Origin of the sequence: Enterococcus sp. HMSC061C05 (genome assembly GCF_001814765.1) — a bacterium.
Classification (GTDB): domain Bacteria; phylum Bacillota; class Bacilli; order Lactobacillales; family Enterococcaceae; genus Enterococcus_B; species Enterococcus_B lactis.
Genome location: NZ_KV817750.1, coordinates 110,639 through 126,814 on the forward strand (window position 1 = coordinate 110,639; position 16,176 = coordinate 126,814).

11 protein-coding genes are annotated in these 16,176 nt (G+C 39.9%); 5 read left to right on the forward strand and 6 right to left on the reverse strand.

The window, feature by feature from the left end; all coding sequences use genetic code 11:
• Positions 1 to 178 precede the first annotated feature (178 nt).
• From adhE to tgt, 3 genes are all read right to left on the reverse strand, one after another.
• Complete coding sequence (gene adhE / locus HMPREF2988_RS09960; RefSeq protein WP_002341075.1) at positions 179 to 2,776, reverse strand: bifunctional acetaldehyde-CoA/alcohol dehydrogenase; 2,598 nt, start codon at positions 2,774 to 2,776, stop codon at positions 179 to 181.
• Positions 2,777 to 3,080: 304 nt separating this feature from the next.
• The gene (gene yajC, locus HMPREF2988_RS09965; protein WP_002293398.1) at positions 3,081 to 3,461 is read right to left on the reverse strand and encodes a preprotein translocase subunit YajC; all 381 of its coding nucleotides are present in this window, start codon (positions 3,459 to 3,461) and stop codon (positions 3,081 to 3,083) included.
• A 96-nt stretch (positions 3,462 to 3,557) separates the two neighbouring features.
• Entirely contained in the window at positions 3,558 to 4,703 is a 1,146-nt protein-coding gene (gene tgt, locus HMPREF2988_RS09970; RefSeq protein ID WP_002294183.1) for a tRNA guanosine(34) transglycosylase Tgt, read from the reverse strand.
• A gap of 215 nt (positions 4,704 to 4,918) precedes the next feature.
• On the opposite strand from tgt, the gene HMPREF2988_RS09975 reads away from it, so the two are divergent.
• Complete coding sequence (locus HMPREF2988_RS09975; protein ID WP_002293400.1) at positions 4,919 to 5,617, forward strand: DUF975 family protein; 699 nt, start codon at positions 4,919 to 4,921, stop codon at positions 5,615 to 5,617.
• Positions 5,618 to 5,785: 168 nt separating this feature from the next.
• Here HMPREF2988_RS09975 and HMPREF2988_RS09980 read toward each other — a convergent pair whose 3' ends face one another.
• A complete protein-coding gene (locus HMPREF2988_RS09980; protein ID WP_070770578.1) occupies positions 5,786 to 8,425 on the reverse strand; it encodes a cation-translocating P-type ATPase in 2,640 nt (879 codons plus the stop codon).
• Positions 8,426 to 9,290: 865 nt separating this feature from the next.
• Positions 9,291 to 10,322 carry a tRNA preQ1(34) S-adenosylmethionine ribosyltransferase-isomerase QueA gene (gene queA, locus HMPREF2988_RS09985; RefSeq protein ID WP_002293403.1) on the reverse strand — a complete coding sequence of 344 codons (1,032 nt, stop codon included), beginning with the start codon at positions 10,320 to 10,322 and terminating at the stop codon, positions 9,291 to 9,293.
• 217 nt (positions 10,323 to 10,539) lie between these two features.
• Here queA and HMPREF2988_RS09990 point away from each other — a divergent pair, with 217 nt between their 5' ends.
• Genes HMPREF2988_RS09990 through HMPREF2988_RS10005 form a run of 4 tightly spaced genes read left to right on the forward strand, consistent with a single transcriptional unit; the run spans position 10,540 to position 13,948 of the window.
• The gene (locus HMPREF2988_RS09990; RefSeq protein ID WP_002294192.1) at positions 10,540 to 11,715 is read left to right on the forward strand and encodes a betaine/proline/choline family ABC transporter ATP-binding protein; all 1,176 of its coding nucleotides are present in this window, start codon (positions 10,540 to 10,542) and stop codon (positions 11,713 to 11,715) included.
• 3 nt (positions 11,716 to 11,718) lie between these two features.
• Positions 11,719 to 12,360, forward strand: coding sequence for an ABC transporter permease (locus HMPREF2988_RS09995; protein WP_002293405.1), 642 nt, complete (start codon positions 11,719 to 11,721; stop codon positions 12,358 to 12,360).
• Positions 12,357 to 13,274: an osmoprotectant ABC transporter substrate-binding protein gene (locus tag HMPREF2988_RS10000; RefSeq protein WP_002293406.1), complete on the forward strand. Its 918-nt coding sequence runs from the start codon at positions 12,357 to 12,359 to the stop codon at positions 13,272 to 13,274. Before HMPREF2988_RS09995 ends, HMPREF2988_RS10000 begins: the two co-directional genes overlap by 4 nt.
• Positions 13,271 to 13,948: an ABC transporter permease gene (locus HMPREF2988_RS10005; protein WP_002329722.1), complete on the forward strand. Its 678-nt coding sequence runs from the start codon at positions 13,271 to 13,273 to the stop codon at positions 13,946 to 13,948. The genes HMPREF2988_RS10000 and HMPREF2988_RS10005 overlap by 4 nt, the downstream gene beginning before the upstream one ends.
• A 97-nt stretch (positions 13,949 to 14,045) precedes the next feature.
• On the opposite strand, the gene HMPREF2988_RS10010 is transcribed toward HMPREF2988_RS10005, so the two are convergent.
• Positions 14,046 to 15,869, reverse strand: a complete 1,824-nt coding sequence (locus tag HMPREF2988_RS10010) for an APC family permease (RefSeq protein WP_002294202.1) — start codon at positions 15,867 to 15,869, stop codon at positions 14,046 to 14,048.
• Between the last annotated feature and the right edge of the window lie 307 nt (positions 15,870 to 16,176).

Genomic DNA, 16,176 nt, shown 5'->3' on the forward strand with positions numbered 1-16,176 from the left:
TAATACCGTTCACTATAAATATCGCTTTTTGAACAAAAACTGTCTAAAATTGACCTAAACGTTAAATAACAAAAGTAACTTTCAAATACTTAGAAAACAAAAAAAGAACTTGGAGAAACAACGTTTTCCAAGTTCTTTTTCATCTATTTTTTTATCTCTTTTCTATGCTTTCTTTTGCTTATCCATTGTAAGCATCAATGATGATTTGTTTCAATTCAGAGATCAATGGTTCTTTCGGATTAGCTGTCGTACATTGGTCTTCGTAAGCTAATTCAGCCATACGGTCTACGGTAGTATCTAGTGTTTCTTGTGTGACTCCTTGAGCTTTTAGACTCATGTTGATGCCGACAGATTTTCCTAATTCATAAACAGCAGTTGCTAAAGCTTCGACTAATTCCTCTGTTGTTTCGCCTTTCAGACCTAAGAATTTTGCAATATCTGCGTAATCTGTATCTGCACGGAAATAGTCATATTTAGGGAACATCGCATGTTTTTGTGGATCTTTTGCATTGTAGCGGATAATATGCGGTAAAAGAATCGCATTTGTCCGCCCATGAGGGATCCCGTATTCCCCACCGATTTTATGTGCGACTGAGTGACAAATACCTAGGAATGCGTTAGCAAACGCCATACCAGCCATTGTAGAAGCGTTGTGCATTTTTTCACGTGATTCCATATCAGGTGTTTTCACTGATTTTTCTAAATAGTCAAAGACTAACTTGATCGCTTGCAGACTCAACCCACGTGTATAATCTGAAGCCATGACTGAAACATAAGATTCAATTGCATGCGTCAACACATCCATTCCTGTATCTGCTGTGACAGATGCTGGAACTGACATAACGAATTGAGGATCGACGATTGCGACATCCGGTGTCAATGCATAATCTGCCAACGGATATTTCACATGTGTTTCACTGTCAGTGATGACCGCAAATGGTGTTACTTCAGAACCAGTCCCTGATGTTGTCGGGATACATACGAATTGTGTCTTTTCTGGTTTATCGATCTTGTATGTCCGTTTACGGATATCCAAGAATTTTTGTTTTGCACCGAAGAAAGATGTGTCTGGGTGTTCATAGAACATCCACATTCCCTTAGCCGCGTCCATTGCAGAACCGCCTCCAAGAGCGATCACTGTATCTGGCTTGAAGTCTGCCATCAATTTCGTTCCTGCGTATACGGTATTTGTCGATGGGTTCGGTTCAACCTCTGAGAAGACTTCGATCTTCACATCATTTTTGCGTCGTGCCAATACTTCACGAACTGTATCGCAGTAACCGAATTGGACCATACCTGGGTCACAAACGATCATGACACGTTCAACATTTTCCATTTTCTCTAAGTACAATAGAGAATTCTTTTCAAAGAAGATTTTTGGCGGTAATTTGAACCATTGCATGTTATTTCTCCGTTTCGCTACAGTTTTGACATTGATTAAGTTTACAGCAGAGACGTTACGAGAAACAGAGTTCTTACCATAAGAACCGCATCCCAAAGTCAATGACGGAATCATTTCGTTATAGATATCACCGATGCCGCCTTCTGCAGATGGTGTATTCACTAAAATACGACAAGCTTTCATTCGAAGACCGAATTTGACATGCAACTCTTCGTTTTCTGAATGGATAACTGCTGTATGTCCTAATCCTCCAAGATTCAACATACCTTCACACAAATCAAACGCATGGTCCGTGTTGTTAGCTTTGATCATGGCAAGAACTGGAGAAAGTTTTTCTCTTGAAAGCGGATAATCTGGTCCTACGCCTTCCAATTCAGCAATCAGCATTTTCGTTCCTTTTGGTACACTGATTCCTGCCAAATTAGCGATTTCCATCGCAGAATGTCCAACGATTGATGGATTGACCGCATATTTCCCTTCGTTCATCACTGCATCTTCCAATTTTTGCAATTCATCTGGTTTTACGATATAAACTTGGTGTGCTTGGAATTCTGCTTTTACTGCTGCGTAGATTTCTTTGTCCACGATCACAGCTTGTTCAGAAGCACAGATCATCCCATTATCAAATGTTTTCGAAACGATCAAATCGTTCACTGCACGTTTGATTTTTGCTGTTTTTTCAATATAAGCTGGTACGTTACCTGGACCTACACCTAAAGCTGGTTTTCCTGTAGAGTAAGCAGACTTGACCATTCCAGCTCCACCTGTCGCTAAGACGATCGCGATACCTGGATGGTTCATTAGCATAGAAGTCGCTTCGATCGATGGATGTTCGATCCATTGGATACAATTTTCAGGAGCTCCGGCAGCGATAGCAGCATCACGTACCACTCGTGCTGCTTCTGCAGAAGATTTTTGGGCACTTGGATGGAAAGCAAAAACGATTGGATTTCTTGTTTTCAACGCGATCATTGATTTGAAAATCGTTGTGGAAGTCGGATTCGTTGTTGGAGTTACTCCGCAAACCACACCGACTGGTTCAGCAATTTCAATCAATCCCTTTTGGACATCTTCATTGATTACACCAACTGTTTTATCATGTTTGATATTATGCCAAATATATTCGGACGCATACATATTTTTGATTGCTTTATCTTCGTAAACACCGCGACCTGTTTCTTCCACAGCCATTTTTGCTAATGGCATATGTTGATCTAAAGCTGCCATTGCCATTTCATGCACGATATGGTCCACTTTTTCTTGATCAAAGCTTTCCATTTCTTTCAATGCTACATTTGCTTTTTCTGCCAAACCATCAATCATTGCTTGTACGTCAATTGTCTTCGTTTTTTCTTTTTCCATTACTTTAGCCATCATTATCCTCCTAATGGGTCATGGTTATTTGTTAAATCATTCACATGTATATCATACAATATTTGTTTTTCTATGTAAACACTTTTTTGTGATTTTTTTCACAGTTATTTTTAAATATAAAATCCCTTTATTTATAAGTGTTTACATGGAAAAATATATAAAGTTATTTATTATTATTTATATGACACACTCGATTATTCAATATTGAGCAATGTATCCTGTGCTCTTATCTCTTTCTTTTTTGAATAAAAAATGAGGTAGGACACCTTTCTGCCCTACCTCATCTTTAAATAAGCTTTGATACTTATTTTTCTTTCTTCTCTTCTGTCTCTTCCAGCGTTTCTGTTGTTTCAGTTTTTACTTCAACTGTCTCAGCTGGTTCTTCTGTTGTTTCAACAGTAGTCGTTGCATCATTTGTTACGACAGTTCCTGGTTTGACCGTTTTGATTGCTGCACGATCGTACTCAAGGAAGATCCCTTCGCAGTCTATAACGACTGTCCGTTTATCATTGTCGATTTCTGAAACAACTCCGTGTAATCCGCCGATTGTTACGACTGAATCACCTGGTTTCATGCTATCTAACAAGTTTTGACGTTCTTGCTGTTGTTTCTTTTGCGAACGTGACATAAAAAACCACATTGCTAATAGCGCGATAAACATCACAAGCATTGGTAATGATCCCATTTTTTTCACCTCACTAATTCTGTATCTACAAAAAACACTTTAGCAGAAAAATGCTGCTAACACTAGTTTTTTACTTAATTTTTAAAAGATTTTCCTTTAGAAACTTTTTGCGTTTTCTTTATTGAACCCGTATTCTTCAAAAAAGGCTTCTCTAAATTCAAGCAAATTATCATCCATGATTGCTTGACGCACTTGTTTCATTAGATTCAACAAGAAGTATAAATTATGGTAAGAAGTCAAACGAATGCCAAATGTTTCATCACATTTGATCAAATGGCGGATATATGCACGTGTATAGTTTTTACATGTGTAACAATCACATTTCTCATCAATTGGACGGAAATCATGGGCATATTTCGCATTTTTCACTACTAGACGGCCTTGAGAAGTCATACATGTGCCATTTCGAGCGATTCGAGTAGGCAAGACACAGTCAAACATGTCTACTCCACGGATAACACCATCGATCAATGAATCAGCAGCACCGACCCCCATTAAGTAACGTGGTTTGTTTTCGGGGATCAACGGTGTAGTGAATTCTAATACACGGTTCATTTCTGATTTAGGTTCCCCGACAGATAACCCGCCGATTGAGTAACCAGGGAAATCCATGCCGACTAGATCTTTCGCGCTTTGACGACGAAGATCTTCAAATCCTGCGCCTTGAATGATTCCAAATAATCCTTGACGGTCTGGGTTAGCATGAGCTTTCAATCCTCGTTCTGCCCATCGAGACGTACGTTCTACTGATTTTTTCACGTAGTCGTAACTTTCATCGAATGGTGGACATTCGTCAAAACTCATCATAATATCAGAGCCCAATTTATTTTGGATGTTGATTGCTTTTTCTGGTGATAAAAACATACGCGAACCATTCAAGTGGTTTTTGAAATGCACGCCTTCTTCTTCGATATTCCGCATATCACTTAATGAAAAAACTTGAAAGCCGCCTGAATCTGTTAAAATCGGTTGATCCCAGTTCATAAATTTATGCAGTCCGCCAGCTTCTTCTACTAAGTCTTCACCAGGGCGTAGCCATAAATGATATGTATTACTTAAAATAACGCCAGCACCCATTTCTTTCAACTCTTCTGGGGACATTGTTTTTACTGTAGCTAATGTTCCTACTGGCATGAACATTGGTGTGGGAAAAGTTCCGTGCGGCGTGATCAATTCCCCTAAACGCGCGCCAGTATGTTTTTCTTTCTTGATTAAACGATAGCGAATGGCAGGTTGCGTCATTCATTTCCCTACTTTCTATATAAAATATCTTGACAACTCCCACCATCATAATCGTTTCAAGTGCTTTTTGCAAGTTCCCTCGGCTTCCTTCTACTTTATTTAATATTCTTTTTTTTATTTTTTTTCATGAATAACAAAAAAGAAATAAACATTATGACAGAAATATTTTTTGATACATGGTATATTGGTTTTATGAAAGAAAGGAGGGTAAAATCATGCAATCTTCTGCAGAATTAAAACGCCAAGCAAAAGAGAGTTTAAAAGGTCGGTGGGGTCAAGCTGTTTTATTAAATCTAATCCCTACATTGATTGGTATTGTTGCTATTCTTCTTATTATGATTCCTATTATCTTGTTTGCTATTGCCACATATGATGGCTCAGCGAACGTCTCAGATGCGATGGCATCAGGAAGCGGTAGTTCAGGAGGCGGTGGTGGAATTATTTCTAGCATTATCAGCGCTTTGTTCATGAGTGGTATTTCTTGGACTTATCTTGATGTTTTACGTGGTCAAAAAGATCAGATTGAACCATTCAAAGATGCATTTCGTGGATTCAAAGGTTTGTTTATCGGCGGAGTGATCGGTTTAGCTGTGTTGATTTCAATCTTTACAACATTATGGGGTTTGCTATTAGTTATTCCTGGAATCATTAAAAGCTATTCTTATTCTCAAAGCTATTTTATCTATTATGATATCGTCCAAGAAACAGGTCAAACGCCTAAAGTACTGGATACGATCACCGCAAGTCGAAAATTGATGGATGGTTACAAAGGAAAACTTTTCTGGTTAGATCTTTCATTTATCGGCTGGCATATCTTAGCATTAGCAACTGCTGGTATCGGTTATCTATGGCTCAGCCCATACATTTCTGCAACAAAAGCAGCATTTTATGAACAATTGCCGAAAGATATTTAAAAGAGAGTGTGACTTGTGACCGAGGGGTTGGCAGGAGAACACCGTTTATCGAGAGGCAGTAAAAGAAATATTCAGCCTATTAGCAAAAAAGGAGGTGTGACAACATTCATGTCACACCTCCTTTTTGTATAGTTCCAGTAAAAAGAAAATCAACTTAGAAACAGTTGATCATTCCTCTTCTTCTGCTTCCGGCAATCGGTGGAACTTGATCAGTTCATTGACCGCGATTGGTACGATAGACAAAATCCCTACCAAGAACCAGTGATTCAAACTGATGTGTACTAGGCCGAATAGTTCTTGCGTAAACGGCAGCAAAGCAACAGCTGTTGTAATAGCTAATGCCAGTAACGCCATTTCAAACAACGCTTTATTCGTTGCTAAATTGACTTTGAAGATCGATTGACTGCTGCGTACATTGAACACATGCAAAATTGATGAATAAGCTAAGATCAAGAATGCAACTGTTTGACCGACATGCTGACTTGCGTCTACCCATGGACTGATGGTATCGACATAACTACCTAAATAATAACCAAACAGTGTCACGATGGTAAAGACCCCTGCGTTTATGGCGATTTTTTGCAATAAGCCTCGAGCAAAGATTCCTTCGTTTTTCGGAATAGGTGGCTGATCCATGATGCCGTGTTCTGCTGGTTCTCTTCCTAATGCAAATCCTGGAAGTCCATCGGCAACTACATTGACAAACAGTAGTTGTACAGCTGTGAATGGCGCTCCCCAGCCTAACAGCATCGCAATCAAAACAATAAAGATCTCCGAAATATTGCAACTTAGCAAAAAGTTGATTGCTTTACGAATATTCTGATAAACCGAGCGTCCTTGACTGACAGCATCGACGATCGTCGCAAAGTTGTCATCCGTCAGAATCATATCTGCGGCACTTTGCGCCACATCTGTACCTGTGATCCCCATGGCACATCCGACATTACTTGCTTTCAACGCTGGTGCATCATTCACGCCATCACCAGTCATCGCTACGACTGCACCCGTACGTTGCCAAGATTTGACGATTCGGATCTTATCTTCTGGCGTTACCCGAGCATAGACAGAGAGAGATTTGACACGCGCATCTAATTCCTCGTCTGATAATTGATGCAGTTCTGATCCTGAGAGTGCTTCTGACGGATCATTCAAGATACCTAATTCTTTCGCTATGGCACTGGCAGTTACCACATGATCTCCAGTGATCATGACTGTTTTGATGCCGGCCTTTTTCGCTCGCTTGATTGCTCCTTTACTTTCTGGACGCGGCGGATCGATCATTCCGATCAGACCAATCAAACGTAAGTCTTTTTCCAACGCTTCAGAAGAAATATCTTGCGGTTCTTCGTCATAAGTAGCATAACCAACAGCAATCACTCTCAGTGCCCGTTTACCGAAACGATCATTAACGATTGCTGCTTGTTCTACATCGCCTGAACTAAAGCGCGGAGCAAGAACATCGAATGCTCCTTTGGTGATTGAGATGTATTTTTCGCCCATTTGGTGAACTGTTGTCATCATTTTTCGTTCAGAATCAAAAGGAAGCTCGTTTACTCGTGGATATTTTTCTTCTAATTCTGCTTTTGTATGATAATTCTCTTCAACAGCCCTAACGATGGCTACTTCTGTCGGATTACCTTTGATAACAAGATCATCGTCTTCTTGTTCGACCGTCACATCTGTACATAATGCAGCCATTTTCAATATTTCCATCGCGCTGTTCGTCATTGAGTCTTCGATATTCGTTACTTCATCGTCTTTGCTCCAGACTCGGCGGACGCGCATTTCATTTTGTGTCAGCGTTCCTGTTTTGTCTGAGCAGATAACATTAGCGGTTCCTAGCGTCTCTACTGCTGGTAGCTGCCGGATAATCGCATGTTTCCTCGCCATCTTCTGCACACCGTATGCAAGTGTCAACGTAACAATAACAGTCAAGGTTTCCGGTACAGCTGCAACAGCCAAGGAAATCGAAGTCATGAACATTTCAAGGAGTGGTTCTCCTTGTAATTCACCAATCACAAATACTAAAGCCGCAGCCGCTAAAGCGATCATACTGATTCGTTTGCCTAGCTGATTCAACCGGACCTGTAAAGGTGTCTTTTGCATGGTGTTTTCGTTCAAAAGATCCGCGATCTTACCCATTTCAGTAGCCATACCAATAGCCGTGACGATGGCTTTCCCACGACCTGCAGCAACCGTACACCCTTTAAATACCATATTAAGTTGGTCACCTAATGACTCATCTTCTTTTGCGACGAATGCTGCATCTTTTTCGACTGCTTCACTTTCTCCAGTCAACGCCGATTCTTCTACACGTAATTGGGATGCTTCGATCAAACGGGCATCGGCAGAAATAGCATCACCGGACTCTAAAACAAGAATATCCCCAACCACCAGTTGCTCTGACTCAACAGTGGTCACTTTGCCGTCACGTATGACAGTTGCCGTTTGTTTATTCATATCTTGCAAGGATTCCAGTGCTTTTTCTGCGTTTCCTTCTTGGACGATTGACAATACCGAGTTGATCACAACGATAGCGATGATGAGCAGTCCTTCAAATAAATCTCCATGCTCTGTAGCAAATGCAGTATAAAAGGAAATCACCGCTGCTATAAGAAGGATGATCGTTGTAAAATCCGACAAGCTTCGAAAGAATTTTTTGATCATTGATTCTTTTGGTGCCTCATCGAATTTATTCAATCCCTGCTTTTTTCGTCGTTCATCCACTTCTTGTGAAGACAACCCAGTATCTGGATCTGCTTCCGTTACCTTCCTTACTTCTTCTATTGTCTGCTTGTATTCTTCCATCCTATTCCTCCTTTAAAATCTTCGTACAAAAAAAGGTACTAATTTTACTATAACATCCTTTTTTTAATTACTTCAAACAAAGGGCCTATTGATTATTTGTTAAGAAAGTATAAAATCCAAAGCACTTACATTTGCAAACGCTACCAAAAGATGCTATTATATAGATGTAAGGAAGGAGGATACCATCAAATAAACAGAAGAATTTCTCGATAGAACAGTGTAAGCAAACAAAGTTGTTAGAAGTACAGGTTTCACCCAGACATGCGTGTAGAGTACAAAACTATAAATAGTGAATGCGTATGGATGTTTGGATCACGAAGTATCCGAAACAAGAAGTAATGCGATACGTAACAATTGAATAACGTAAACGTCTGAAAATTGAATAGGAACAAGAGATGTTTCAAATGTTGAAGATGTAACGAAAACAAAATTTTTGTTTAACATGAAGAAATTCAACACCGTGCTTTGCATGTATGATGGAAAGTTACAATCATTTCTGTTTATTTGAATCCTTCCGAGATACAAGAAAGCCGAGCTTATCGAGAGCTCGGCTTTTTCTTATTTGTACGCATTTTTCTTAACTTTTAACTTGCATTTTACTACATTTTTCATACAAAAATTGATCGATTGTCGCTGAAAAGTTGGTGTATCATAAAGATAGTTCTTAACTTCTTCAATGTTATTACTCGTTAATGAAGTTTCTAGTAATAACACGTGCTTCAAAGCAGAAACGCAACTGCATAATTATCTGCGAATAGAAGCATCGAAAAAAGCTGCCAGTTAAAAAATCGGCAGCTTTTTTCTTTGTTTTTACGGAGATATTCTTGACTTTTTCATACTCAGAGTATGATTGTTCTAAACAGTCTTATTTCACGAACATCGCATCTCCGAAACTAAAGAAACGATAGCGCTCGTCAATCGCATGCTGGTAAGCAGATAAAGTCAATTCTCTTCCTGCAAAGGCACTAACTAACATGACTAAAGTCGATTTTGGCAAATGGAAATTAGTTGAGAAAGCTTCTACCACTTTGAATTCATAGCCAGGCGTAATGAAAATATCAGTCCATCCGCTGTCTGCTTTGATTTCTCCATTGAATTTCGTTCCAATCGTTTCTAATGTTCGAATTGAAGTTGTTCCGACAGCCACGATTTTCCCGCCATTTTTACGTACTTGGTTCAATCGCTCAGCTGCTTCTTCCGTCAAACGGTAGAATTCACTATGCATATGGTGTTCTTCAATTTTATCTACGCTGACAGGTCGGAATGTACCTAACCCTACATGTAGTGTCAGATAGACTAATTCAACACCCTTTGCTTCAATCTCATCAAGCAGTTCTTTCGTAAAATGCAATCCCGCTGTTGGCGCTGCAGCAGAACCATTTTCTTTCGCATAGACAGTTTGATAGCGATCTGGGTCTTCCAGACGTTCTTTGATATATGGAGGCAATGGCATTTCTCCCAACGATTCAAGAATCTCTAGAAAAATTCCTTCATACTCAAAGTCAATGATCCGTCCGCCGTGTTCCAATTCTTCTTTCACTACTGCTTGCAATCTGCCATCACCAAAAGAGATTCTTGTCCCAACTTTGGCACGTTTCGCAGGTTTGATCAATGTCTCCCACGTATCTCCTTCTGTATTCGTTAGAAGAAGGACTTCTAAATGAGCACCAGTATCTGGTTTTTCTCCATATAAACGAGCGGGCAGAACTCGTGTATTATTCATGACTAGCGCATCACCAGGGTGTAATTCTTCAATGATTTCATGGAAATGCTTGTCTTTCATTTCTCCAGTTTTCCGATCCAAAACAAGTAAACGAGAATGATCGCGGTCTTTTAATGGTGTTTGTGCGATCAACTCTTCCGGCAAGTCAAAATCAAAATCTTCTGTTGTTAACATATCGTCACTCACTTTCTATCATGTGCTCAATCATTCTACCATTTTTCGTGCTGAATTGGCAAAAAACGGCGACTGATTTTTCTTGACTCTGTCCCTTTTATTTTCATCAAAAACACTCAGCGCCCAAAAAAATACACCTCATTTGTAATCTAGCGTTCTTTTAGGCATACTAGTAGTAGGAGAACCTTCATTGAAAAAGAAAAAAAGAGGTGGCACCATGATTGAATTTCAAAATGTGTCAAAGATTTATAAAGGTGGAAAAGTTGCTGTAGAGGACGTCAATCTTTCATTTGAAAAGGGTGAATTCATCTGTTTTATCGGTACGAGCGGAAGCGGAAAAACCACAACGATGCGGATGATCAACCGAATGACTGATCCAACACAAGGGAAAATTTTGATTGATGGAAAATCCATCCAAGAAATTGATCCAGTGGAATTGCGACGTCAGATCGGCTATGTTATCCAAAGTATTGGATTGATGCCTCACATGACGATCCGTGAAAATATCACTCTTGTCCAAAAATTGTTGAAAGTCAGTCAAGAAGAACGGAATAAAACAGCTGAAAAAATGATTGATCTTGTGGAATTGCCCCGTGAGATGTTAGATCGCTACCCACATGAATTATCTGGTGGTCAGCAGCAGCGTATTGGAGTCGTTCGTGCCTTGGCAGCGAATCAAGATATCATCTTGATGGACGAGCCATTCGGTGCGCTTGATCCCATCACTCGTGATTCTTTGCAAGACCTTGTCAAAGATTTACAAGAGCGCTTGGGAAAAACGATCGTATTTGTAACCCATGACATGGATGAAGCGATTAAACTAGCAAGCCGTATCGCCATCATGAGTGAAGGTCGTGTGATCCAATTCGATACACCAGAAAATATTTTACGTCATCCTGCAAACGATTTCGTAGAAGAGTTGATTGGAGAAGATCGCTTACTACAAGCAAAACCAAATGCGACAAGAGTCGGAGAAGTTATGCTAAATACAGCAATCACGATTACACCGGAAAAATCATTACAAGAAGCAATCAAACTGATGAGGGAAAAACGTGTAGATACGTTGTTAGTTACCGATAATTCGAATGTATTAAAAGGATTTATCGATGTAGAAACGTTGAATAAAAAACGAGGAAAAGTATCCAGTGTAGGCGACATTTTGAATAAACATGTTTTTTACGTAAAAGAATCCGCCTATCTTCGTGATACCTTGCAACGCATTTTAAAACGCGGGCTGAAATACGTGCCGGTCGTTGATGAACAGAACAAAGTCGTAGGTATCTTGACTCGCGCATCATTAGTGGATATCGTCTACGATGTGATTTGGGGAGAAGACCCCGCAACTACTGATGTTGCAGAGTCAGCTACTCCTGAAGAATCTAAGGAGGTCTGACCTATGCAGCAGTTTTTTCATCAGCACGGTTCAGAAATTCTCTCAAAAGGTTTTGAACATCTTTATATTTCGGGACTTGCTTTGATCATTGGTATCATCATTGCTGTACCGCTTGGTGTCTTACTGACACGTTTTCCGAAAGCTGCCACGATTGTGATTGGCTTAACCAGTGCCTTGCAGACAATCCCTTCTCTTGCTTTATTGGCATTGATGATCCCGCTATTTGGCGTAGGTAAATTACCTGCGATCATCGCTCTCTTTATTTATTCATTATTGCCAATTCTACGAAATACGTATATCGGGATGAAAAATGTCGATTGGAATTATCGGGATGTGGCAAAAGGGATGGGAATGACTGAGTTCCAATCCATTTTTTCCGTCGAACTGCCTATTGCTATGCCAACGATCATGGCCGGCATTCGTTTAGCTGCCGTTTACGTGATTGCATGGGCTACCCTTGCCTCTTATATCGGGGCTGGTGGTCTAGGTGATTTGATTTTTAGTGGACTGAATAATTACCAACCAGATCTCATTTTGGCAGGTACGATCCCTGTAACGATTTTAGCACTGTTGGCTGATTGGCTTCTAGGTCTCTTGGAACACCGGCTGACACCGATCGCACTTAGAGAGGAGAATGAAGAATGAAACGTATATTAAAAATGACCATGGTTCTTCTCTCTCTTCTTATACTTGCGAGTTGTTCCTTCCCTGGACTTGCCAGCAATACAGATGAAGACACCATCTCGATCACAGGTGGAATCACTTCTGAAGCTCAGATCTTAGCAAGTCTAGTTGCCGGGATGGTTGAACATTATACAGATAAAAACACAGCGATCATCAACAATCTGGCTACTACAACTATCAACCACCAAGCGATGATGAACGGAGATGCTTCGATTTCAGCAGCTCGTTACACAGGAACAGATTTAACCACTACATTGAATCTTCCTCCTGAAAAAGATCCGAAAAAAGCATTTGCTACCGTGAAAGATGAATTTGAGAAAAGATACGATCAAACGTGGTTCCCGTCCTATGGTTTTGAAAATACGTATGTCTTTCTTGTTCGAAAAGACACCGCACAAAAATACCATCTATCTAAAGTCAGCGATCTGAAAAATGTAGCGGATGAATTAGTAGCTGGTGTAGATACTTCTTGGATCAATCGTAAAGGAGACGGTTACGACGGCTTCCAGGAAACTTATGGCTTCTCTTTTAATTCGATATTACCTATGCAGATTGGACTTGTTTACGATGCAGTCGAAGCAGGAAAAATGGATATTGTTCTTGGCTACTCTACGGATGGACGGATTGCCAGTTATGATCTAGTCATGTTGGAAGATGATCGTCAATTCTTCCCACCATATGATGCTGCTCCAGTTGTAGACAACAAGGTATTAGCTGATACGCCTCATTTAAAAGAAGCCTTAAATAAGTTAGGTCATACCATCAGTACGGAAAAAATGCAGGAATTGAACTATGAAGCAGATAATAATCTAGTGGAACCATCAGTAGTAGCACAACGTTTCTTACAAGAAAACCACTATTTTGAAGGGAAGTGAAGCAATTGGATAAAATGAATGTCTTTCAACAATTTTTCTATTATTTCCAGGAAAATGGCTCCTATATCTTTGCACAATTTATCCGTCACTTCCTGATTTCTATCTATGGTGTCCTCTTTGCAGCAGTTGTCGGGATTCCGGTCGGGATCATGATTTCTAGGAGACGTAAATTAGCAAACTGGGTGATTCGTTTGGCGAATATCATCCAGACGATTCCTTCCTTAGCCATGATCTCCATTCTGATCATTGGATTAGGTCTGGGAGTCAATGTCGTGATTGTTACTGTATTTTTATATTCCCTGTTACCCATTATCAAGAATACGTACACTGGAATGATCCAAGTAGACAAAAATATCCTTGATGTCGGCAAAGGCATGGGGATGACTGCTAGACAACGACTATTCATGGTAGAGTTACCACTCTCTGTTTCTGTTATCATGGCAGGCATAAGAAACGCGTTAGTTGTTGCCATCGGGATAACCGCGATCGGTGCATTCGTCGGTGCTGGTGGTCTTGGAGATATCATTATCCGAGGAACCAATGCAACAGATGGCACATCGATTATTTTAGCCGGTGCATTGCCAACTGCATTAATGGCGATCATCACGGACTGGCTTTTAGGTATTTTGGAAAGACGGCTAGATCCTGCTTCAAAAAAATCGCAGACAGAATGAATCAAGACAAAAAAAGGTCGTAGCGCTTGAGCGCTACGACCTTTTTTATTTAAATGATATTCAATAAACTACTTTGTGTCCCAGATTCTTGATGGACTTATTTCTTCAAATGGTAGCTATAGGTGCTGACAACGATATTTTCACGCCAAGACAATCGCAATCTTAACCGCAAACTTGTTTGGTTATGGAGAATATTCTGCCAGCGTCTGTTTGGTACAAATTGAGGAATCAGCACAGTAGTTGTATAGTTTTGTTTCGCTGCATTTTTACTTACGATATCTACATACCGAATAATTGGGTTTTCAATCGAGCGGTAAGAAGAATGGACGATTGAGAAACGGACATCTGGGAAATGCTTTTTAAATTCTGCTTCGATTTCTTTTTCTTTTTCGACATCTTCGTCTAGCGAAACGTGCATCGCAACGACATAATCACCGATCGAACGTGCATAATTCAACGCACCGATATTCACCCGTGTCACATTCCCAACTAATACAAGAACGGTATTTCCGTCATAGTCATGTAGTTTTGCATCATTTTCTAAACGAAGCTGTTCTGCCACTTTTTTATAATGATCATGGATCTTATAAAAAATGAACATAACGATTGGCATGATGATGAAGAAAGGCCAAATGTCTCCTAACCGATAGACGAACAAAATCGCAATGATTGCATATGAGATGAACGCACCTGTAATATTGGCAATCGATTTGCTTAACCATCTTTTTCCTTCTTTTTTCCATTTGACGACCATCCCTGTTTGAGATAAAGCAAATGGAATGAACACGCCGATAGAGTATAACGGAATCAAGCGTTCTGTTGAGCCATGGAAAATAAACAGCAACACGATCGAACCTAGCGCTAGAGTGATAATCCCATTGGAATAGCCTAGTCGATCCCCACGATCTTGATACATGTGAGGCATGAATTTATCTTTTGCCAGATTGTATGCAAGAACTGGAAAAGCAGAAAAACCAGTATTGGCAGCAACGGCTAAAATCAGTGCTGTAGCAAATTGAAGGACGTAATACAAAATACCATGTCCAAAGACAGCTTTACCGATTTGAGACAAAACAGTGACTTCTTTTTCTGGAACGATTCCATACCAATAATTGATAAATGTGATTCCAACGAAGAAGAAACCTAAGATCAATGCCATCATCGTCAATGTGGCAGCGGCATTTTTGGCTCTTGGCTTTTTGAAGAATGGTACGGCATTACTGATAGCCTCCACCCCAGTCAAAGAGGAGGAACCAGAAGAAAATGCTCGTAAAATCAAGGCGATAGAAACCCCCGGAACAGCCGCTCCTGGAAGCGCAGTAGCTTGCAATGGCACAGCACCTGTCACGATATTATATAACCCAACAACGATTAGCAACGAGATTACAAGGATAAATGTGTACACCGGAAATAACAGGAACGATGCAGATTCTCTCAGACCACGAAGATTCAGCATCATCAGTAGTAAAACGATTGTCACAGAAATAGCAACTTGATGCCCGTATAATGCTGGCACCGCTGATGTGATTGCTTCAGCACCTGCTGAGACAGATACTGCTACCGTCAACATGTAGTCGATCAATAAAGAGCCACCGGAAATCAAGCCCGCATTCTTCCCAAGATTCTCACTGCTGACGACATATGCTCCACCGCCATGAGGATAAGCATGAATGATTTGACGATATGATAGCGTTAAGGAAATCAATAAAATAATAACAAAAGCGGCAATGGGCAGCGAATACCAGATAGCTGCAGCAGACAAAGCGACTAAAACGACAACGATTTGTTCCGTACCATATGCAATAGATGATAACGCATCAGACGACAATAATGCCAAAGCAGCAAAACGGGTTAATTTGTGCTCATCATTTTCAGCAGATTTTAAAGGCTTACCTACTAACAACCTTTTTAAGTAATCCAATTTTTAAACTCCTTTACACGCAATTTTACTTCAAGTATTATAGTCGAAAATTTATAGTAAACAAGATGTTATAGTACGCTCACTGACCTTAAAAGTCAATAAACTTTAAGAAAATAATTGGAAAAAAACAGAAAAATATCAAGCGCTTTTTCAAACGCTTTAATACAGCAAAAATCTAACATTTTTTTATGGGCTTTTTCTTTGAATTCTATAATAAAAGGATAGAACTTGACTTAGAAAATCAGGTTCTATCCTTTTTTATATCTTAACTTTTGAAAGAGAAATGTGAAGCTGTTTTTGTTTGGTC

Excerpts from the sequence above, each read along its gene's own strand:
- adhE (WP_002341075.1), bottom strand. The coding sequence starts at position 2,776 with ATGGCTAAAGTAATGGAAAAAGAAAAAACGAAGACAATTGACGTACAA.
- yajC (WP_002293398.1), bottom strand. The coding sequence starts at position 3,461 with ATGGGATCATTACCAATGCTTGTGATGTTTATCGCGCTATTAGCAATG.
- tgt (WP_002294183.1), bottom strand. The coding sequence starts at position 4,703 with ATGACGCAACCTGCCATTCGCTATCGTTTAATCAAGAAAGAAAAACAT.
- HMPREF2988_RS09975 (WP_002293400.1), top strand. The coding sequence starts at position 4,919 with ATGCAATCTTCTGCAGAATTAAAACGCCAAGCAAAAGAGAGTTTAAAA.
- HMPREF2988_RS09980 (WP_070770578.1), bottom strand. The coding sequence starts at position 8,425 with ATGGAAGAATACAAGCAGACAATAGAAGAAGTAAGGAAGGTAACGGAA.
- queA (WP_002293403.1), bottom strand. The coding sequence starts at position 10,322 with ATGTTAACAACAGAAGATTTTGATTTTGACTTGCCGGAAGAGTTGATC.
- HMPREF2988_RS09990 (WP_002294192.1), top strand. The coding sequence starts at position 10,540 with ATGATTGAATTTCAAAATGTGTCAAAGATTTATAAAGGTGGAAAAGTT.
- HMPREF2988_RS09995 (WP_002293405.1), top strand. The coding sequence starts at position 11,719 with ATGCAGCAGTTTTTTCATCAGCACGGTTCAGAAATTCTCTCAAAAGGT.
- HMPREF2988_RS10000 (WP_002293406.1), top strand. The coding sequence starts at position 12,357 with ATGAAACGTATATTAAAAATGACCATGGTTCTTCTCTCTCTTCTTATA.